Genomic DNA, 20327 nt, shown 5'->3' on the forward strand with positions numbered 1-20327 from the left:
ATCCTCAATAAATAAAGATTGCCGTAATGCCTGTATCTAGCTTGCGCGCTTCCTTACCGTCATAATAATACAAATCGCCCACGCCTGCATTCACATCATACTTGCCGATATAAACCAGCTTGCCGTTATCCTTATACTGGAAAGCAAATACATCCTTGGCAATGGTGGTTTCTGTCTTGCCATCCCATGCACGCAGCTCGCCGTTGCCTGTTGCTGCATCTGCATCGGCAACATAATACACCGCGTCCTCTGTGAACTGTACGCCGCTTGCGTTTGCAATGGTTGTTTTGCTGCCTGCTGCGCCCAATGTGCCTACGCCTTCTGTATAATCAAAGTAATAAATCAGGGTATTGCCGATGTAGCCGAAGCTCTGTACATTTGTGGCAACGGTTTCTGCTTTTTCCTTTCCCAGCTCGATTTCCACCAGAATGGTATCCCCTGTATTCGCATCGGTATCCAGATAAGCTGCCTTCTTGCCGTTTTCGGAAAGCTTCAGCCCATCCAGCTGCGGCTGACTGCCGGAAAGCAGATTTACCTTCCCTGTCGTATCCGCAAGGAATACCTCCATGCCGCCATAATTCAGAGACATATAATAAATATATTCCACCATGTCCAGTCCGCCATCCATTACAGAAAGATGCATGGGTGTAAATTCCTTTGTTTTATAGCCTGCCACATAGGTCTGCTTGCTGTCAACACCGACTGCCGCAACCACATCACCTGCTACCCGAACGCTCTTGCCGCCTGTCAGCACATAGCATTCCTGCAAAAGCGGTTCAAAGCCCTCGCCGTTTTTCATTGCCTTACGGATTTCGTCTCTCTGCACCTTCTGCTCATAGCCCTCATCGCCCTTTTTCAGCTTCGCATCCTGCTCTGCCATGTCATCCACGATAATGTCCTTATAAAGCACCTTTTCTTCGCTCTTTTTGCAGTAGAGCACATCTCTGCCGTTGGGCATCATTTCCATGGAAGAAACATTTTCGACTGCGGTCTTGGGCTCTCCCTTGAAATCATAGCTGAAAATGTTATAGCCATCCTTGCCTGCCGCAACGTAATACAGAATTCCGCTTTCCTCCGCCAATGCGTAGGTTTCCGCGGAATCGGTCAGGGGAAGAATGTTATCCTCCATATTCTTGCCGACTGCAACTGCATTCAGAAGCCCTGTGGTATCGGTGAATGCAAGATATTTGCCATTGCCGCTCAACGCATAAACATCATTTTCCAGATTTATGCCCGTCTTTACGGTCTGCGCCTCCTTGCCGTCATAGACGCAAAGCGCGTAGGTCTCGCCGCTCTTTTTCAGATAAGCAACCACCTTGCCGTCCTTGCTTGCCATGTAATCGTAAACATCCGTATCAATCTGCGCCGCCTTTGCATCCGCATTTTTCGCATCCCTGCGATACAGCACAAATGCACCGTTTTCATCCACATCATCGGAGAAATACAGATAGCTGCCATCCTCTGTCACGCTTGCGCCCCAAGCAGTGTAGAAGTAATGATAGGTGCCGCCGTTGCTCAGTCCCTCCTGCACCTGATACGGTTCATTTTTCAAATCGTAGTAATACAGATTATCATCCTTGGTATACAGGATACCCGTATCAACAGCTTTTCCCATTGGGTTCATCCACGCATACGCCACAATCGCAATCAACGCAATCAAGCCAATCACAATCCCCAGTACGCCGCCCTTTTCCGCTTTCTGTGCCGCAGGGGCTTCCACAGGCTGTTCCTCCTGCTTCGGTTCTTCCGTTTCCTCTATCTCAGGCTCTTCTGCTGTTTCTTCTACAGAAGCTTCTGCCGTTACGGGTTCTTCCGCCGTTTCTACAGCTTCTTCCGCCGCAGGCGCATCCGTCACAGATGCTTCCTCCTGTGTCGGCTCCTCTTTTGTCTCTACTGCTTCTTTTGTCTCTACTGCTTCTTTTGTCTCTACTGCTTCTTTCGGCTCCAATTCCTCATTTTTTTCTAATTCATTCTTTTCCATCTCGTCCATTTTGGCGTTCCTCCTAACCATTGATTTTTGTCAGAAATATTTTCTTCGCACCACCAAAGCCACACGCCCGATGCCCTTGATGCGCTGTAGTGCCTTCCGCCTGTCCTTCTTGCGGAGGGTCTTTGTATTTGCCTGCACCGCCTGCTTTTCCGCCTTCTGCATTGCCCTTCCGGCTGCTTTCCTTCTGCCGCCCGGCAGAAATTTCCGAAATGCCAAAGCCTTTCTTCCAAGCGATACCGCGCGCAAACCGTTTTGGACTGCGCTGATGCCCATTTTTATTTTTGGCTCCATAAAAAAGCCCCTTCCTTTTTTCTCATTGGGACACACCTAACGTATTTCTACCTATTATAGCATACGCATTACATACCGTTTCAGTATACCACACTGTCAACACTTCGTCTACTCTCCGAAATGTTACCGAATTGTTACAAAATTTAAACTTTTAATGAAGTTTTAGTTTACAAACCCAACTTCTTCCATTATAATATCCTATGGATATCATGAAAAGAAAGGTGAGATATTTCCGAATGAATGAAAATCAGAATGAAATTCAGAACGAAAATCAAGAGCAATCGCAGGAACCCCATAAGCATTTCCTGACACTTCATATTTCTCATAAGGGTCAGCAGAAAACGCTCCACTTCCGCATCCGTCATGCTGTGGCGGTCTGCGCAGCGACGGTTTTTCTGGTCGGCGGTTCTGTCTGCGCCGTTGGTGCATATCAGAAAACAAAAACAGATCTGCATACCTCTAAGGAGCAGCTTCTGGAAACCGAACGGGAACGCCGTAAGCTGGAACAGCGTGCAGAGCTTCTGGAAACCGAAAATACCGAATATACCGAAAATATCGATGCTCTCCAGAATAAAACAACAGAGCTGGAGCAGAAAATGAACGAAATCGAATCCGTAAAAGAGGATTTGTATCATCAGATTACCAATCTGGATGAATCCGATTCCTCTGCTTCTCTGGATTTAACCGCTATGACATCTGCATTGGCACCCACAGAGAGAACAGAGGCGGCAGCTCCGACCTTTACTACCCTCGTCAGCACATCCTATAATAAGGCATCTGCTCTTTCCACCCATCTGGATAAGATGAGCCTTCTGATGGATGAAACAAGCATTTCCTTTTCTGCTGTTGCAGATACCGTAACCTATCTGGCAGCACTGAGCAATGCACCGAGCGGTTGGCCTGTTGACAGCCGTACCGTTTCCACAGAATTCAATCCCTCTGCCGATCCCTCCATCAGCGACGGCAGAAAACATTATGGCATGGATATCTCCACACAGAGCAGAATCATCCCCATTTATGCAACCGCATCGGGGACTGTTGTTACCGCACAGTATCATAGCGAATTCGGCAACTATGTTGTGATTGACCATGGCAACGGCTTCACCACCTTATACGCACACTGCACGGATTTGAACGTAGCTGTCGGCGATAAGGTAAAGAAAGGCGATACCATTGCAACCACAGGCAGTACAGGGATGTCCACAGGTGTCCACTGTCATTATGAAATTCAGCTGAACGGGGTATATCAGAACCCCAGAGATTATCTCGGCGAAGAATAAGAAAAATTTAAGGCTGTCTGATTTTTCAGACAGCCTTTTTTATTTGCTTAATCGTTTGTACTATCTCCGTTTCCACTGACGGGAATGGCATCCCCCAGCAGTCTGGGCTTTCGTTTCAGTGCCGCATTGCAGAAATCCTTCGCTCTTGCAAGCATTTCTCGTGCTTCGCGGTAGCTTTGCCCTCTGTAGCTCACATCTGCCGCCGCAACGCCATAGGCATCCAGGCCTAATTTCTCCGCAACATATAATGCCCGTGGCAGGTGGTATTTCTGGCTGACGATAATCACCTTTTCCGCGCAGAAAATCTCCTTTGCACGATAGACGCTGTCATAGGTGGAAAAGCCTGCATGGTCCATGAAAATATCTGCGGAAGGCACGCCGCTTTCCTTCGCAATCCGCTTCATGGTATTTACTTCATCATAGTCCTCTGTGCCATGATCACCACTCATCAGAAGCTTTTCCGCCGCGCCTGCCCGATAAAGCGCAATGCCTGTTTCCAGTCGGTCGGTCAGCATCAGGCTCGGTGTCCCATCAGGACGCACACCGCATCCCAGCACCAGAATACAATCCGCATCCTGCTTTGCCGCTTCCTCCGCTGAAAGAATACGCGCCGCCGTTTCGCTTTTCACATAGGCACTCAGCCAGACCACCGCCAGACAGCCGGCAACCCCCATGCAGATTAGAAAAAGAAGAATTCGCTTTGTCCATATTTTCATATCGTTTCCTCATTTCTTCCAAGCTGTTCCTGCCTGTAATATGCAGCCACCTTCGCATAATCCGCCCGTTTCAATTCGGTTTTTCCTTTTTCCGAAAGGGCATAAACGCCCTTTTCCACGCGCACAAACCATTTCTCATAATTGCGGCTGAGAAGCGCAGCCAGCTCTTCTAAGCCCCTTGCGCGCAGCTCCGCCAGAGAAATTTCCCCTTCTCGCTCCAGAATACACGCCAGACGGATGACCCTTTCCCGATAGGCAGTGATAATTTTTCGTCTTGTCATGCCGCCGATATTTGCATCTAGCTGTCTGCCTTCCAGCTCCGCCTGCAGCCGCTCCTTTTTTCGCTTATTCTTACGAATCATGCTGTCCGCAGGTGTCAGTACCACGTCCACCGTTTTCAACGGGCTGTCCAGCGCAACAGTCAGCAGTCCCAATTCCAGACGCTTCAGCAGACGCAGCATGTCCTGCCACGCCTTTTCTCTTGCGCCCTTCTTCGGACGAGGGATTGCCACAAAAACCTCATCCGTCAGGCTTTGCCTCTCCAAGCCCTGATAAACTAGCTTCAGCCCAAAGGCCCTTTTCAGTTCCACCACAACCAGTCTGCCGTTCTTCTCGGCAGCAATATCGCAGTGCTTCACCTCTGCCTGCACCTGATAGCCTTCTTCCTCCAGAAATGCGCGAATCGGCTCATATAAATCTGTTTCCTTAAACTCCGTCATTTCTTATTCCTTCGCCATAAAGGCTTCGATCTCGTCCACTGTTTTCAGCATAGCGGCAGTCATCACCTCATTGCCCTCCGCAGTCACCAGAACATCATCCTCAATCCGAATCCCGATTTCCCATTCCTCGATATACAGTCCGGGCTCTACCGTCAGCACCATGCCCGGCTCCAGTACACGGTCGCCGTATCTGCCGATATCATGCGTTTCCGCACCAAGGTAATGGCTCACGCCATGGTAATAATATTTCGCTACATCCTCTCTGGTTTCCACCAAGCCGATTTCCTTTAATGCCGTAAAATAATATTCCTTCAGCAATTCATTCAGACTACTGAACTGCACACCGGGACGAATGGCATCAATGACTCTCCGCTGTCCCTCCAGAACGATATTGTAGACCAGCTTCTGCCGCTCCGTAAATTTGCCGTTGACGGGGAAGGTGCGGGAAATATCCCCGTTATACCACTGCCACTGCGCACCTGCGTCAATCAGAATCAGCTCGCCATCGGCAACGGTCTGATTATTTTCCACATAATGCAGAATCGTCCCGCGCTTGCCGCCTGCCGCAATGGTGCGGAACGCCTTTTCTCTTGCGCCATTCACCATCAGCGTATAATCATACGCCGCTTCAATTTCATATTCCTTCTGATTGGGCTTTGCCGTCCGCATCATGGCTTCAATCCCCAGACGGGTAATATCCATGGCTTTCCGCATCCGCTCCAGCTCCCATTCTTCCTTAATCAGACGCATATCGCTGAACAGAGGATACAAATCCCCAATGACCATCTGCGGTGCATGGCAGTGTACCTTCTCCGCAAACCGCAAAGCAGGGGTACGTTCCCCGTGCCATTCTCTGTTTTCCATATCAAGCCAGATTTTCTTAATGCCGCTTCTGAATAAATATGTGGCGAAATCCTCCTCAAAGGCATCAATCCAACCGATATTTTCAATACCGCTTACCGCGGTCGCCTCCTCTGCCGTCATGTTTGCGCCGACCCATTTTGCCATAACGCCGTTATCTCTGGGGATATACAAGGTTTCCTCCACGCCCGTTCTGGTTTTCGCCAGAAAAAGGATGCAGTCCTCCCGTTCAATGCCCGTTACATAATAAAAATTGCGATCGGGAGAAAAGGGGTAATTCTCGTCCCCTCTTTTGATGGGTGCTTTCCCTGCAAACAGCACTGCCGCCGAAAACATTTCCATCCGTGCAAGCAGCTTTTCTCTGTTCTTTTTCCAGATTTCGTTCATTTTTTCTCACCGTTCCCTTCTATCCGAAATCGTCTCTTTTTTCCGAAAAATCCTTACAGCATCTGAGGGGTTTTTCTAAATTTTTTATTCCGCAATCAAAAATTCCTTGTCTGCAAAAAAATTCTTCAACGCTTTTTTCTCTGCTGCAACCCTGCCCTGCACCGCATCAGGCTTGCCGCCGCCCTTACAGCCGAAGGGCTCCTTCATTTCATCGGTATAGGCGCGTGCGTCCTTCTCCGCACTCAAGAGAACAAAGACATAGCCCTCGTCTGCCTTGGAAAATACCGCCGCACGCTTTGCGCCCTTCTGCAAAAGCAAATCCGCAAAATGCGTCAAATCCTTACTGTTCAAGCCCTCGCCGAAAAACAGGATATTTTCCGTTCCTTCGGGCACCTGTTCCGCCTTGAGCGTGAAGTATTTCCATTTTAACTGATTCAGATTCTGCAACAGCTCATCCCGCTCCGCCAGAACATTTTTCACTGCGCTGTCTGCCTTAACCGCAGGCACAGAAAGCAACCTGCCAACCTCTGCGGAAACGTCGTTTTTCTTACGGAACTCCTGCAATGCACGCTTGCCGCAAAGCAGTTCCAAGCGTGTGCCGCCCTTATAATTCTGCGCGCCGATAATCTTAATCTGCCCGATTTCGCCTGCCAGCTTTACATGTGTTCCACAGCAGGCGCAGCAGTCATACTCGCCCACATTCACAATGCGCACCTGTCCTTCCAGTTCCTTTTTGCTGCGATATTCCAGCTTCGCCAGCTCCTCCTTTGAAGGATAGCGAATCCCGACGGGCACATTTTTCCAGATGGCCTCGTTTGCTTTTTCCTCTAAATAAGGCAAATCCTCCGCAGGAATTTTGGTATTCAAATCAATCGTAATGCTTTCCTTTCCCATGTGAAAGCCGACATTGTCACAGCCATATCTGCCGCAGATGACACCGCTGAGAATATGTTCCCCCGAATGGTTCTGCATCAAATCAAAGCGATGCTCCCAATCAATCTCACCTTCCACCTCTGCACCGACAGGCAGCGGCTTATCTGTTGTATGAACAATGTCCTCACCTCTTTCATGCACATCCAATACACGCACACCTCCCAGAACACCGATATCCGCAGGCTGTCCGCCTCCCTCAGGATAGAAAAGCGTTCTGTTCAGTATGACTGTCCAATGCTTCTTTTCTTCTGTACAGTCCAGTACTCTTGCGGTGAATTTTGTTGCATAGGCATCTCTATAATATAATTTCTCGGTCATGGTTTTTCCTCCGTTTTTCTGAAATCCTACAGATAAAGTATAGCATATTTCAGACAAAAGAAAAAGCGGTGTGTCTGCTGACACACCGCCTATCGTCAAATATGAAATTATTTGTCAACGGAAGGAGCAACATCGTCCATCCATTTCATCAGACCGCCCATTTCAGCGTCCTTATCCCAAACATATTTCTTCGTTTCGGAAGCGATTACGCCGCTCAGACCGAGCAGTGCAATCAGGTTCGGGAATGCCATACATGCGTTCAATGTATCGGCTACGTTCCAAACAACTTCCAGAGTCGCGGAGCAGCCAACCAGTACAACGATTGTCCATGCAACACGGAAAGGCTTAATTGCCTCTACGCCTACCAGATATACCCATGCACGTTCGCCGTAGTAAGCCCAACCAAGGATGGTGGACCATGCGAATGTAATCAGACCGAATGTCAGAACTGCAGGCCCGATAACAGGGATTGCATTGAAAGCACCTGCTGTCATCTGTGCGCCCTTCAAACCTTCCATACCTACGGGGTCTTTAATGATGGAGGATACCAGAACCAGACCTGTCATCAAGCAAACTACGATTGTATCCCAAAATACGCCAGACATGGAAATCAGCGCCTGTCTGGAGGTATTTCTTGTTGCTGCACATGCGTCTACGATAGGAGCAGAACCCAGACCAGATTCATTTGTGAACAGACCACGAGATACACCGGCACGGATACACGCTACTACCGTTGCACCAACAAAGCCGCCGCCGACTGCCTGAGGATTGAATGCGCCATGAATAATTGCGGAGAATGCTGCCGGAATATATGCGCCATTGATGACACAAATAACCAGACAACCTAAGATATACAGACCAGCCATCAGGGGAATCAGCTTTTCACATACTTTGGAGATGGACTTAACGCCGCCCAGAATTACCAGACCTGTAGCAATCATTAAAATAATACCTGTGATAACCTTTGGAACACCAAATGTACCGCTTACGGATTCTGCGATAGAGTTGCCCTGTGTCATATTACCAATGCCGAAGCAGGCAATACCTGTAAGGATTGCAAAGAGAACGCCCAGCCACTTCTGACCCATACCTCTTTCCAGAGCGTACATGGGACCACCGATGAAGGAACCGTCTTTTGCTTTTACACGATATTTTACCGCCAGTGTTGCTTCACCGAATTTTGTTGCCATACCAAACAGACCTGTAAGCCACATCCAGAATACAGCACCGGGGCCGCCTGCGCCGATTGCAGTTGCAACACCTACGATATTACCGGTACCGATGGTAGCCGCAAGTGCTGTTGCCAGCGCACCGAAGCCCGATACGTCACCGCTTGCCTCCGAATCCGGTGTAACGGAAAGCTTAATCGCTGTAATGGTTTTTCTCTGAATGATTCTTGTTCTGAATGTCAGATAAACGTGTGTACCTACCAACAGGATCAGCATGACAGGCCCCCACACAAAGCCATTGATTTTTGTTACAAAAGCGTTAAAAGTTTCTAACATACCTACTTCCCTCCTCTTTTCTTTTAAAAAAGATGATCTTCCTTTTTTTGCATCAGCATCGAAATCAGAGTTGCGCGCGTTTCTGTTTTTCAAAAATACTCATACATCATTCCATTCGGAACACACCTATATGATACATAAAAAATGACTATAACGCAAGATATTTTTTGATAATTTTCAATTTTTTTCCATTTTTAACATAACTTTTTATATGTTATATCTATTAAAACTGTTGATTTTATCTGTTTTTTATGCACTTCGACATCAACAAAAAGACATCTGTCCGTTAAGAAAACGTGAATTTATTTCGTTCAGCGGATAAACAGAAATCCATTTAAACATTGAGAAATCAACATTTTCCGATGTTTTTATAAAAGCAACGACAAAATTCACATTTTACCGATATTGTTATATTGCACAAAAATTTTTTACGTTTTCTTAACACTGTATGCAAAAAACAGAGCACTCCTATTCCCGCTATATACGCCTCTCTTTCGACCCAAGCTCCAATAATCCAATCAGGCTCCGGAACGCCATGCAAAGTCATTGATGGCGCACTTATGAAACGTCTCCATTTCCTTTCCCTCCTTTTTTGAAAATATCGGAATGCTGTCCGAAGTGTTTCTGCTTCGGTATACTTGGAATTTATTCGTTTTCCGCGAGAAATATGCCATCTGCGCCCGTTCAGATTGTATTAAAAAACGGAAGAAACCCTTTTTTGAGGTTTCCTCCGCTTTTATAGGTGCTATGCTTACAGCTCTTTGTTTTCTTCTTCCACAATGGCTTCTGCGATTTCCTGCTCATCCGCTTCTTCTGCTTCCTCATCTGTATCTGTATCTTCGGTTTCCTCATCCTTCGGCTCACGCATCAGGCGCAGTGCCACAACCAGAATTACAACGGCAACCACAATCTGCGGAATCGTATGGCTAAGTGCCCATGCGAAATCGGGGATATAGAAAAACCGCTCCATCAAGTACATTGCCTGCTTCCACAGCTCGGAAAGGGCAATCAGGAGCAATACAAAGCCGAACACGCGGCGGTGCTTGGGACTGCATTTCCAGTCTCTGTCCAAATTTACATAATCCGCAAAAATAAATCTGTCTTCAACTGTCGCAAATTCCTCTTCCGTCATGCGCCGCAGGTTATGCGTGTGAAAAAAGCTGTAGCACCATACAATCGGGCAGATAAAGAAGATCAATTCCTCAAAGCCCAGCCATGCCGCTAAGGCAATCGTACCAAAAAACAACCCCATCAGGCTGACTCCCTGCCGATACAGCCCCATGTACATCTCCCCTGCCCCCGGGCAGCAGGAAAATACCAGTGTGAAAAAACGATTCTTTTGATTGGTCATAAAAAACGCCTCCTATTGCTTGTTCTTTCTTCATCTGCATCTATCATAGCAGAGAAGTTTTAGACTTTCTTTCAGCAATGTTTAAGGTTTCTTAAAGAATCGCAGAATATTTTCGCAATAAAAAAAGAATCGCAAGCGACTCTTTTTCTATAACCACCTTATTCTTCTGCTTCCGCTTCAAATTCCGCTGCCTTTTCGCCGCCGGGGAGGAATTTCTCAATCTCCGCCCAAAGCTCCTCCACGCCCGTTTTCTTCTCGCCGGAGAAGGGAATCAGCACATCCTGCGGCTGTAATTTCAGCGTTTTCCGAATCACCGCAAGCTGCTTTGGAATCTGGCTGCGGTTCAGCTTATCGGATTTTGTTGCCGCAATGATGATATCAAAGCCGAAATGCTTCAGCCAGTCATACATCATAATATCGTTTTTCCCCGGCTCGTGGCGAATATCAATCAGCAAGATAATCGCGCGTAGCTCCTCTCTGCGTGTCAGATACTCCTCCATCATCTGTCCCCATTTTGCCACCTCGGATTTCGGCACCTTCGCATAGCCATAGCCCGGCAGGTCAACCACATACATCATATCATTCACACCGTAAAAATTGATGGTGCGTGTTTTTCCGGGCTGAGAGCTGGTTCTTGCCAGTGCCTTTCTGCCCAGAATCGCATTGATGAGAGTAGATTTTCCAACATTGGATTTTCCAGCGAAGGCAATCTCAGGCTTGCCATCCATAGGATAATGCGAAAAATTCGTCCCGATATATTTCAAATCACATTGCTTTACCTTCATGCGTCTTTTTCTCCCTTCACCAATGCCGTCTGCAATACATCCTCCATGGTTTCCGCCAGAACGAACTGCATCCCGTCCTTGATTTCGTCCATAATTTCATCTAAGTCCTTTTCATTTTCCTTGGGCAAAATCACGGTTTTAATACCGACCTTTTTCGCCGCAAGCACCTTTTCCTGTAAACCGCCAATGGGCAGCACTCTGCCACGAATCGTAATTTCCCCTGTCATGGCAACATCATTGCGCACCCTTCTTCCCGTCAGTGCGGAAATGATTGCCGTTGCCATCGTTACGCCTGCGGAGGGCCCATCCTTGGGCGTTGCCCCCTCAGGAATGTGGATATGTATGTCCTTCTTCTTGTAAAAATCAGGCTCCAGCTGAAAGCGTTCATTCTGAGAGCGAATGTAGCTGACAGCCGCTTCCGCAGATTCCGTCATCACCTTTCCCAGATTGCCCGTCACGCGGAATTTGCCTTCCCCTGGCATGCAGTTTACCTCAACGGAAAGCGTTGTGCCGCCGACTCTTGTCCATGCCAGACCACGCACAATGCCGACCTGCGGCTCTTTGTAAATCGTATCCGGCATGAATTTTCTTGTGCCTAAAATATCCTCCAGATTTTTCTTCGTAACCGTCAAGGATTTTCTTTCGCCCGAAAGAATCATCTTCACCGCCTTACGGCAAACCTCGCCAATGGTGCGTTCCAGCTGACGCACGCCCGCTTCTCTGGTATAGCCGTCGATGATTTCCTCCATGGCATCCGCTTTTATTTTCAGCTGCTTTGCGGTCAGTCCATGGCGTTTTCTCTGCTTTTCAAGCAAATGCTCCTCTGCGATGTGCAGCTTTTCCTGCGCGGTATAGCTGGAAAGCTCTATTATCTCCATTCTGTCGCACAGAGGCCCCGGAATGGTATCCAGACTATTTGCCGTACACATAAACAATACCTTCGATAAATCATACGGCAGCTCTACAAAATGGTCACGGAAGGTGCTGTTCTGCTCGCCATCCAGAACCTCAAGCAATGCCGCCGCAGGGTCGCCATTATAGGAAACACCAAGCTTGTCCACCTCGTCCAGAAGCATCAGCGGATTGATGGTGCCTGCCTGCTTCATGGCATTGATGATGCGTCCGGGCATTGCGCCGATATAGGTCTTTCTGTGTCCGCGGATTTCCGCTTCATCCTTCACGCCGCCCAAGGACATCCGCACATAGTTACGGTTGAGTGCCTTCGCAACGGAACGCGCGATTGAGGTTTTCCCGACCCCGGGAGGACCGACCAGACAAAGGATGGTTGCATGCTCCTCCGGTGCATTTTTGCGGACAGCAAGGTATTCCAGAATACGCTCCTTCACCTTTTTCATACCGTAATGATCCTCATCCAGAATTTTTTCTGCTTCCGCTAAATCAAAGGATTCCTCTGTCGTTTCTGTCCATGGCAGGGAAAGCAGGGTTTCGATATAGGTTCTGGAAACATTCGATTCGGGAGAGGTTACGGGAATCTTGAGCATGCGGTCGATTTCCTTTTCAATCGTATCCCGAACATGCGCAGGGGGATTTTTTTCATCCAGCTGTGTGCGGTATTTCGCCGCATCTGCGCCAACGCCGTCCTTGTCACCCAATTCCTCCTGAATTACCTTCATTTCCTCGCGGAGATAATATTCCCTCTGGTTCTTGTCGATTCTCTGCTTTGTTTTGTTTTCGATTTCGCGCTTGATTTGCAAAACCTGACACTCGTGCTGCATGGTAGTAATCACCATTTCCAGACGTTCATAGGGATTCAGCCGCTCCAGAAATTCCTGCTTTCTGTTGTAGGCGAGCTCCATCCCTGCGGCAATGACATCCGCAAGCGCACCGGGTCTTTTCGCCGCTACCACATTGCCCATCAGATCCAGTGCGGCAGTATTATTCGCCAGCTTCAGATAATTATCATATTCCTCCACCGCAATTTTCATAATTGCCTGCTCCTGCTCGCTGGGCTCTTCCTCAAAATCCTGCGCAATGGTCGTAATTTCGGCATAATCGCAGTTTTTCACATGGATATTCAAAAGTCTGCCGCGGTTTTTCCCCTCCACCACAACATGTGTCAGATTGCCGGGCAGCTTCAGCACCTGCTTCACCTCTGCCAGAACGCCGATGTCATATAAATCATTTCTGGAAGGATCAGGAATAACAGGGTCTTTCTGCGTTACCAGAAAAATTTCCTTTCCGTTTTCTTCTGCCGCCTGCAGCGCATCCAGAGATTTCTGTCTGCCTGCCGGAAAGCTGATTGCCATTCCTGGGAAAATGCTCATGCCTCGCAGTGCAATCATCGGCACAAGAATCGCTTGTTTCTTCTCCATTCTTTTCACCTCGTATATCAAAATCCTTATAAAAAGCTTTATTTTTTGTATTCATTCGGCGAAAATCCCCAAAAAAATCAAGGCTTCGCCTTAACTAAATAGTATACAATAAATCTCTCCTGCGGTCAAATCCCAGCTTTCTGTCGAAAAATAAAATCCCTGATTTTTCTTGTATTACTCATAAAAATATGATATACTATCAAAGATACTAATAAGATATGGTAATAAATTGGAAACGCACACTCCCTCCGGATGATAACGAACAACACATAAAGTTATGATTCAGGAGGATTTTTTATGCCAAAAAACAAATTTCAAGACGCTGTTTTCACCGCCATCATGGCAGCCGTAATGGTATACGGTATGATTGTGTACAATGTTGCATGGAATACAGACGGTGTTTCCACCATGACATTTCTTGCCGCACTGCATGAAATGCCAATCATGTTCCCGATTGCCTTTGTGCTGGAATTTTTTATCGTCGGCAAACTTGCAACGGCTCTTGCCTTTCAGGTAATGCGCCCCGATGACAGACCACAGCTGATTACCTTTGCAATCTCTATCTGCATCTGCTGTATCATGTGCCCTGTGATGAGTCTGATTGCCACAGTGCTTTTCAACAAACCTGATTTCTGCACATGGGTACAGACATGGGCACGCAACTTCCCCATGGCTATCTGCTATCAGCTGTTTTACTGCGGTCCCCTCGTGCGATTGATTTTCCGTACCATTTTCAGAGAAACCGAATAATTCGTTTCAAAAAAGCTCCACGCAGAACCTTCTCCCGCGCGGAGCTTTTGCATTTCATTTTTACCCGATTTCCTTTTCCTGCAAAAAATCAATTCCTTCCGAAAGTGCCGCGCCCTCAGAAAGAAACGCCGCACTGAGCAGCTCCTGCACTGTTGCAACAGAAATGACCTCTATTCCCAAATTGTGATAGCTTTCCTTCCAATTCTGTTTCGGAATCAAGACCTTCGTTGCACCTGCCTCCTTTGCCGCCGCAAGCTTCTGCTCCACGCCGCCAACAGGAAGCACCTGTCCATGCAGACCGATTTCCCCCGTCAGCGCAAGGGTATGGGCTACAGGTATTTCCGTAAAAGCGGAATAAATTGCAAGAAACATTGCTACCCCTGCGGAGGGCCCATCCACAGGAACCCCTCCGGGGAAATTCAGATGCACATGGAAATCCTGCGCAGAAAAGCCGAACTGTTCCAGCAGTGTAAGCACATTCTCCGCCGCAGAACGGGCATTGCTCTTGCGTTTCGCCGTTCCCTGCCCGTTTTTCAGCTCTTCCTCCTCTACGATGCCCGTCACCGTTAAGCCATTGCCGCCCTTCCGCACCACCGCTTCTACGGAAAGCAGCGTCCCTCGGCCATTGCCCTGCACTCCCAAGCCATTTACCACACCAACCTGTGGCTGCTTCGCGATTTTCTGCCGATACAGCGGCTGATATCTGCCCGCCTCTGCCGCCCATTCCAGTTCCCTTGCCGTAATCTTCTTTTTTCCCTCCATCCACGCCAGTGAGGTCAGCGACTGCACAAGATTCACCGCATCTCTGCCACCGCCTGCATACGCCGCAATCCTGCCGCAAAGCCCCTCCTCATAGGAAACGCCCGCACGCCGCAGGCTGTTTTCTGCAATTTTTTCCACCGCGGTTCTGTCCAACGGCTCAAAAAAGATTTCCGTACACCGGGAACGCAATGCTTCGGGAATTTCCTGCGGACTGCGTGTGGTCGCTCCAATCAGCCGAAAATCCGCAGGCATCCCCTTCCGAAAAATCTGATGGATATAGGGCGGAATGCTTTTGTTGCTGCTGCTGTAATAGCTGCTCTGAAAGTGTGCCACCCTGTCCTCCAGTACCTTCAAAAGCTTATTCATCTGCACCGGATGCAGTTCCCCGATTTCATCAATAAACAGCACGCCGCCGTGCGCTTCGCAGACTGCCCCCGGGCGCGGTCTGGGAATCCCCGCATTGCCAAATGCCCCTGCGCCCTGATAAATCGGATCATGCACAGAGCCAAGCAAGGGGTCTGCAATGTTGCGTTCATCAAACTGCAATGTGGTTGCATCAATCTCCACAAACCTTGCACCTGCGCCGAAGGGGGAACCTTCCCTTTTCTTCGCTTCCTCCAGAATCAGCCTTGCTGCCGCCGTTTTCCCCACGCCGGGAGGGCCGTAAATCAGAATATGCTGCGGATTGGGGCCGCAGAGTGCTGCGCGCAATGCCTTGATGCCGTTTTCCTGCCCGATGATTTCTTCCAGCGTCCGCGGTCTGGTCTGCTCCGCTAATGGTTCTGTCAGCTTTGTTTCCTCCATTGCCATCAGCTTATCCATCTCTACAATATTATCCTCGCACCGCAAGCCCTCTCCTGCACCTTTTCTGCGGCTGCTCCTCCAAAAGTACCATGCGCCCAGCCCGAAAAACAAAAGCTGCGCCCCTGCCAAAAGATTCCATTCCAAGCTCCCATCTCCTTTTTCCATTCTTGGAAATAGTATCTCTCAATGAGGGAGAATTATCCGCATAAAAAACGGCATCACATAACAAGCTTGTGACACCGTTTTTTGTTTTTATCCTTTTTATCTTCTTTCTTCTCCTTACAGCACCAACACCGTTGCAATGCTGAAATAAACCACCAGTGCAATCGCATCCACAACCGTAGAAATCAAGGGGCCCGCCATCATCGCAGGGTCAAGCTTGACTGCCTTTGCCAGAATAGGCAGGATACAACCCAGTGTTTTCGCCAGAACAACCGCAACACCCATACTGAGGGAAACCGTCAGGTCAATATTAAACGGGGTCGAATGGTCGAAAAAGGTCATACGAATCATATTGACCATCGCCAGAATCAGACCACAGAGGATACCAACGCGCAGCTCCTTGAATACAACCTTAAACGTATCACGCATCTGAATATCACCCAGCGCCAGACCACGAATAACCATGGCAGAGGCCTGCGAACCGGCGTTACCGCCCGTACCGGTGATGATTGTCATAAAGCTAGAAAGCATAACAACCGAATCCAGAAGGCTTTGATACATCCCGATAACAAAGGCACTCAGCGTACCGGAAATCATCAGCACGCAAAGCCACGGAATACGATTCTTCACCAGTGCGAATACGCTCATTTTTAGGTATTCGTCATCCGAAGGCAGGACAGCATTCATCAGTTCCATATCTTCTGTGGTTTCCTGCTCGATAACGTCCACGATATCATCGACCGTGATGATGCCGACCAGTCTGCCCTCCGTATCCGTTACGGGCAGTGCCATCCAGTTATATTTCTTGAAGATATTTGCAACCTCCTCCTGGTCATCCAATGTGTGTACGGAAATAACGTCATCCTCCATCAGATCCCCAACCAGACTGTCATCCTCCGCACAAATCAGGGTTCTCAGAGGAATAACCCCCAACAGCTTTCGCTGTGCATCCGTCACATAGCAGGTATAGATGGTTTCCTTATCCATCCCAACGCGCTTGATTTCGCTCAGCGCCTTTGTAACAGTCATATTGGCACGCAGGCGCACAAATTCGATTGTCATCAGGCTGCCTGCGGAATTTTCGGGATAATTCAGAAAACGGTTGATTAGCTGTCTTGTGCCGGCATCGGTATTCCGCAGCACCTTTTTGACCAGATTGGCAGGGGCTTCCTCCAGAAAGTCCACCGTATCATCCAGAAACATTTCGTCCACGATATTGCGCACCTCTCGGTCGGTAATGGACTGCACAATATGCTCCTGTGTATCATTATCCATATAGGAGAACACCTCTGCCGCAACATCCTTCGAGAGCAGACGGAAGATAAAAAGCTGCTTTTCCGCCGTCAGTTCCTCAAAATATTCCGCAATATTGGCAGGCTGTTCCTCATTTAATTCCTGCTTTAGCTGCAAATACTGTCCACCGTCCATCAAGGCCGTATAATTATCAAACAGAATCTGCATTTCTTCATTCATGTCACTCATTTTTTCACCCCAAATTCAAATAAAAAGCACCGTATGCCTTTCAAAAAAAGTTTCTCCGCATACCGTGCATTCATTCAAAAAAGGGCATAAAAAACCACAGTCAACTCTGTTGTATCCAAAAAAGCTGACCGAAATACACGGTAAAATTTTTCTCAGATCGTCGATAGCCCTCAGGCTCTAAAGGAATGGTATCTTTACTATGACTGCCGTCCATTTCGTTCACCTCGCTTTGACTGTACGATTTTTCACTCACTATATCCAGTATATGCCTTGATAATTTTTGCGTCAACACTCTTTACAAAAATTTATCAAAAGTTTTTGAATTGTGTTGGATGAAATTGATTTTTTTGTTATACTATGGTTGAAAAAAAGCAAATTTTGCAAAAAATACAGGAAAAACCCCAAAAAAGCATAGGAGGAATTTTTATGGCTTTGAAGGAAACCATTCAGGAATTTAAGGAATTTGCCATAAAGGGCAATGTGGTAGATATGGCTGTCGGCGTAATCATCGGCGGCGCATTCGGCAAAATCGTTACTTCTTTTGTCAATGATTTGATTATGCCCATCATCGGCAAGCTAACAGGCGGCGCAGATTTCAGCCAACTTTATCTGCCTCTGGACGGCAATCATTATGCCACCCTTGCAGATGCACAAGCGGCAACCGCAACCATCGCATACGGCTCCTTTCTCACACAGGTGCTTGATTTTCTGATTGTGGCAATCGTCATCTTTGCGGCGCTGAAGGTGCTGGTGAAGCTGAAACGTCCTGCCGCTCCCGTGGAAGAAGCACCTACAACGAAGGTCTGTCCCTTCTGCAAATCCGAAATTGCGATTGAGGCAACCAGATGTCCTCACTGCACCTCTCAGCTGGAGGGTTGATTTCCAAAAAACAAAAGCGAAGTCCTCATTTTTACAAGGATTTCGCTTTTTTATTTTATCTTTTTCTGTTTTTTTGCTTCAGCCTTCCTGCGCGGCAAAGACCTTTTCTACCTCTGCCAGAAGCTGTTCGGGGTCAGTCTCCCGTCCTATATAATCCAGCTCCATCAACTTTTCGCCGTCGCTGCAAAGCACATGATAGGAAACCGATTCGCTCCACTCCGTGCGGCAGACATGCAGCCGGGAAAACGCAGGATATTCCGCGGAAATTTCCTCGGAGGCAGGAAACTCATGCCCCCTCTCCTGCCATCTTTCTTCGGTCAGCCTTTCATTCTCGATATTCTTATCATATTGCTTTTCGGCATCCCGTTCTCGGCGGAAGCAGGTATAGCGCGTATTCAGATGCCATTCTGCTCCTTCTGCGTTCCGCATATACTGCTTGGTTTGCAAATCCCGTTTTGTCCGCAGCTCAAAGCGATGCTCCACGCCATAGTTATAAAGTCCCCCCATCCGCTTTATCGTCTGATACATCATCCCATCAAACTGATTGGCACTCATGTGAAGTCCCTCCTGCGCAGGGTCAACGCTTTCGCCGCATCGGGTCAGGGGTTCATCTATCAGGCTTTCCAGACGCACCGCAGGCAGATTGGCGTATGTGCTTTTCTTCGGCAGGTCAAAGGTTTTATCGTTAAAGTTGCCGCCGTAATAGATTCCGCCGACAACAAGAGCAACGCCCATCAGAGCCAGAAACGCTTTTATCACGCGATCCTTTCGCCAGTTTGTATATTCATCGGGGATATCACCATCCTCGACCCGTTCCTTTTTCCGCCGCAGCTTGCGTATCTCCCAATAGCCGCCTGCAAAAGCAATCAGAGCAGTTGGTCCAAAGAATCTCAGTGCAATCAGAAGCGTATCTCCGCTCAGTGCCGCCCTTCCCATGCTGAAGACGCACACAGCCAAAATAACCAGAGCAATCAAAAGCCCAATCTTTGTTTCGCGGATACTCCCTTTCTCCTTCTCTATTTTTTTATCTAAATCCCGCAGCACCGCTTCCTGCGACACCTCCGGCTCATCCGCACTGCATTCCTTTGCAAAAACATAATCCAACTCATAATGGCAGACCTCCTGCCAGCCATCCTTCGCATATTCCGCCCGTTCCTCGTCCGTCGGCACATGCTCCAGCTCCTCGATACGGTAGCGCAGGTGCTGCGGCTCGTCCTCACGAAAGATGTATTTCAGATGTGTCATGTCCTCCAAAAGCAAGCCCTGCTCTGCCATCTCCTTCAGATAAAGCTCGCCCAATGTTCCTGCGGATCTCCATTTTTTAATGCGCCTATCATCCCTGCTCATGCATCTGTCCCCCCTTACGATTTCCGTCCCTTCCTTCTTTGTCGGAATCTTCTGTTTCATATATACCATACTTTTGTCCAACAAGGAAGTCCTTTCCCTGAATCGTAAGAAAATTGTAAGAAATGGCAGAAAAAAGAGAAAATTTTTCATTCTCCCTTTTTTCCCTGCTCCCTATTCCTTATTTTTCGTGTATGCGCTTACCCGTCATGTGTTCAATCGTAATCTCGTAAAGCTGCACCGCATGGATACCCTTTACGATTTCCGCTTCAGCCTCCTCTTTTGTGGGGTAATATTTCAGTGCCAGCTCTCGCACTCTATCCTCCGTCTGCCCCGCGTCTGCAACCAGCTTACATCTGCCGAACACAATCACGCTGTGCAGATAGGGTGCCCAATCCCCTTCTTCAAAGGCTTCGTTGCCATAAACGGTAAAGCAGACCTTATCGTCCCTTTTCAGCGCATCCACCTTATGCCCTGCCTTGCCGCCATGGATAAAAATTTTTCCCTGCGCGTCGTCATAATAATAATTGACAGGAATCGCAAAGGGGTAGCCCTCATCCCCATTCACCGCAAGAATTCCCCTTTTTTCTGTGGAAAGCAGTGCCTTCGTTTCCTGCGCGGAAAGCGCCTGCTTACTTCTTCTCATTGGTCTGAACATCTTCTTCTCCTCCTTTA

17 protein-coding genes are annotated in these 20327 nt (G+C 48.1%); 3 read left to right on the forward strand and 14 right to left on the reverse strand.

Annotated features, from left to right (window positions below; all coding sequences use genetic code 11):
• Positions 1-4: 4 nt before the first annotated feature.
• Both EJE48_RS02445 and EJE48_RS02450 read right to left on the reverse strand, forming a co-directional pair.
• Entirely contained in the window at positions 5-1990 is a 1986-nt protein-coding gene (locus tag EJE48_RS02445; protein ID WP_118579738.1) for a TolB family protein, read from the reverse strand.
• A 30-nt stretch (positions 1991-2020) separates the two neighbouring features.
• Positions 2021-2281, reverse strand: coding sequence for a hypothetical protein (locus EJE48_RS02450; RefSeq protein WP_118579741.1), 261 nt, complete (start codon positions 2279-2281; stop codon positions 2021-2023).
• A 236-nt stretch (positions 2282-2517) separates the two neighbouring features.
• Here EJE48_RS02450 and EJE48_RS02455 point away from each other — a divergent pair, with 236 nt between their 5' ends.
• On the forward strand, positions 2518-3561 hold the full coding sequence (locus EJE48_RS02455) for a M23 family metallopeptidase (protein WP_160117298.1): 1044 nt from the start codon (positions 2518-2520) through the stop codon (positions 3559-3561).
• A gap of 47 nt (positions 3562-3608) precedes the next feature.
• Here EJE48_RS02455 and EJE48_RS02460 read toward each other — a convergent pair whose 3' ends face one another.
• The 8 genes from EJE48_RS02460 to lon all read right to left on the reverse strand — a co-directional run bounded on the left by EJE48_RS02460 (position 3609) and on the right by lon (position 13469).
• Complete coding sequence (locus EJE48_RS02460; RefSeq protein ID WP_016406559.1) at positions 3609-4277, reverse strand: SanA/YdcF family protein; 669 nt, start codon at positions 4275-4277, stop codon at positions 3609-3611.
• Entirely contained in the window at positions 4274-4996 is a 723-nt protein-coding gene (locus EJE48_RS02465) for a DUF2161 domain-containing phosphodiesterase (RefSeq protein WP_016406560.1), read from the reverse strand. The genes EJE48_RS02460 and EJE48_RS02465 overlap by 4 nt, the downstream gene beginning before the upstream one ends.
• Positions 4997-4999: 3 nt before the next feature.
• On the reverse strand, positions 5000-6244 hold the full coding sequence (locus EJE48_RS02470; RefSeq protein ID WP_016406561.1) for an aminopeptidase P family protein: 1245 nt from the start codon (positions 6242-6244) through the stop codon (positions 5000-5002).
• Between the two features lie 84 nt (positions 6245-6328).
• Complete coding sequence (locus EJE48_RS02475; RefSeq protein ID WP_016406562.1) at positions 6329-7495, reverse strand: alanyl-tRNA editing protein; 1167 nt, start codon at positions 7493-7495, stop codon at positions 6329-6331.
• Between the two features lie 107 nt (positions 7496-7602).
• Entirely contained in the window at positions 7603-9000 is a 1398-nt protein-coding gene (locus tag EJE48_RS02480; protein ID WP_016406563.1) for an alanine/glycine:cation symporter family protein, read from the reverse strand.
• A 751-nt stretch (positions 9001-9751) separates the two neighbouring features.
• Entirely contained in the window at positions 9752-10351 is a 600-nt protein-coding gene (locus EJE48_RS02485) for a hypothetical protein (protein ID WP_118579747.1), read from the reverse strand.
• A 158-nt stretch (positions 10352-10509) separates the two neighbouring features.
• Positions 10510-11136: a ribosome biogenesis GTP-binding protein YihA/YsxC gene (yihA, locus tag EJE48_RS02490; RefSeq protein WP_118579750.1), complete on the reverse strand. Its 627-nt coding sequence runs from the start codon at positions 11134-11136 to the stop codon at positions 10510-10512.
• Positions 11133-13469, reverse strand: coding sequence for an endopeptidase La (gene lon / locus EJE48_RS02495; protein WP_118579753.1), 2337 nt, complete (start codon positions 13467-13469; stop codon positions 11133-11135). The genes yihA and lon overlap by 4 nt, the downstream gene beginning before the upstream one ends.
• Before the next feature lie 297 nt (positions 13470-13766).
• Here lon and EJE48_RS02500 point away from each other — a divergent pair, with 297 nt between their 5' ends.
• A complete protein-coding gene (locus tag EJE48_RS02500; protein ID WP_118579756.1) occupies positions 13767-14219 on the forward strand; it encodes a DUF2798 domain-containing protein in 453 nt (150 codons plus the stop codon).
• A gap of 60 nt (positions 14220-14279) precedes the next feature.
• On the opposite strand, the gene EJE48_RS02505 is transcribed toward EJE48_RS02500, so the two are convergent.
• The gene (locus EJE48_RS02505) at positions 14280-15929 is read right to left on the reverse strand and encodes a S16 family serine protease (RefSeq protein WP_243107945.1); all 1650 of its coding nucleotides are present in this window, start codon (positions 15927-15929) and stop codon (positions 14280-14282) included.
• A 135-nt stretch (positions 15930-16064) separates the two neighbouring features.
• Positions 16065-17429, reverse strand: coding sequence for a magnesium transporter (gene mgtE, locus EJE48_RS02510; protein ID WP_243107946.1), 1365 nt, complete (start codon positions 17427-17429; stop codon positions 16065-16067).
• Between the two features lie 426 nt (positions 17430-17855).
• On the opposite strand from mgtE, the gene mscL reads away from it, so the two are divergent.
• A complete protein-coding gene (gene mscL / locus EJE48_RS02515) occupies positions 17856-18308 on the forward strand; it encodes a large conductance mechanosensitive channel protein MscL (protein ID WP_207667367.1) in 453 nt (150 codons plus the stop codon).
• 78 nt (positions 18309-18386) lie between these two features.
• On the opposite strand, the gene EJE48_RS02520 is transcribed toward mscL, so the two are convergent.
• Both EJE48_RS02520 and EJE48_RS02525 read right to left on the reverse strand, forming a co-directional pair.
• Positions 18387-19715 (reverse strand): DUF2812 domain-containing protein, encoded by a 1329-nt coding sequence (locus tag EJE48_RS02520; RefSeq protein WP_160117299.1) that lies wholly within the window; start codon positions 19713-19715, stop codon positions 18387-18389.
• A 118-nt stretch (positions 19716-19833) separates the two neighbouring features.
• Positions 19834-20310, reverse strand: a complete 477-nt coding sequence (locus tag EJE48_RS02525) for a pyridoxamine 5'-phosphate oxidase family protein (RefSeq protein ID WP_124984270.1) — start codon at positions 20308-20310, stop codon at positions 19834-19836.
• Positions 20311-20327 lie beyond the last annotated feature (17 nt).

The sequence above is a fragment of the Anaerotignum faecicola genome, assembly GCF_003865035.1.
In the GTDB taxonomy this organism is placed as follows: Bacteria; Bacillota; Clostridia; order Lachnospirales; family Anaerotignaceae; genus Anaerotignum_A; species Anaerotignum_A faecicola.

What these genes read in the sequence shown, in the direction of transcription:
- EJE48_RS02445 (WP_118579738.1), bottom strand. Translation starts at nt 1,990, where the DNA reads ATGGACGAGATGGAAAAGAATGAATTAGAAAAAAATGAGGAATTGGAG.
- EJE48_RS02450 (WP_118579741.1), bottom strand. Translation starts at nt 2,281, where the DNA reads ATGGAGCCAAAAATAAAAATGGGCATCAGCGCAGTCCAAAACGGTTTG.
- EJE48_RS02455 (WP_160117298.1), top strand. Translation starts at nt 2,518, where the DNA reads ATGAATGAAAATCAGAATGAAATTCAGAACGAAAATCAAGAGCAATCG.
- EJE48_RS02460 (WP_016406559.1), bottom strand. Translation starts at nt 4,277, where the DNA reads ATGAAAATATGGACAAAGCGAATTCTTCTTTTTCTAATCTGCATGGGG.
- EJE48_RS02465 (WP_016406560.1), bottom strand. Translation starts at nt 4,996, where the DNA reads ATGACGGAGTTTAAGGAAACAGATTTATATGAGCCGATTCGCGCATTT.
- EJE48_RS02470 (WP_016406561.1), bottom strand. Translation starts at nt 6,244, where the DNA reads ATGAACGAAATCTGGAAAAAGAACAGAGAAAAGCTGCTTGCACGGATG.
- EJE48_RS02475 (WP_016406562.1), bottom strand. Translation starts at nt 7,495, where the DNA reads ATGACCGAGAAATTATATTATAGAGATGCCTATGCAACAAAATTCACC.
- EJE48_RS02480 (WP_016406563.1), bottom strand. Translation starts at nt 9,000, where the DNA reads ATGTTAGAAACTTTTAACGCTTTTGTAACAAAAATCAATGGCTTTGTG.
- EJE48_RS02485 (WP_118579747.1), bottom strand. Translation starts at nt 10,351, where the DNA reads ATGACCAATCAAAAGAATCGTTTTTTCACACTGGTATTTTCCTGCTGC.
- yihA (WP_118579750.1), bottom strand. Translation starts at nt 11,136, where the DNA reads ATGAAGGTAAAGCAATGTGATTTGAAATATATCGGGACGAATTTTTCG.
- lon (WP_118579753.1), bottom strand. Translation starts at nt 13,469, where the DNA reads ATGGAGAAGAAACAAGCGATTCTTGTGCCGATGATTGCACTGCGAGGC.
- EJE48_RS02500 (WP_118579756.1), top strand. Translation starts at nt 13,767, where the DNA reads ATGCCAAAAAACAAATTTCAAGACGCTGTTTTCACCGCCATCATGGCA.
- mgtE (WP_243107946.1), bottom strand. Translation starts at nt 17,429, where the DNA reads ATGAGTGACATGAATGAAGAAATGCAGATTCTGTTTGATAATTATACG.
- mscL (WP_207667367.1), top strand. Translation starts at nt 17,856, where the DNA reads ATGGCTTTGAAGGAAACCATTCAGGAATTTAAGGAATTTGCCATAAAG.
- EJE48_RS02520 (WP_160117299.1), bottom strand. Translation starts at nt 19,715, where the DNA reads ATGAAACAGAAGATTCCGACAAAGAAGGAAGGGACGGAAATCGTAAGG.
- EJE48_RS02525 (WP_124984270.1), bottom strand. Translation starts at nt 20,310, where the DNA reads ATGTTCAGACCAATGAGAAGAAGTAAGCAGGCGCTTTCCGCGCAGGAA.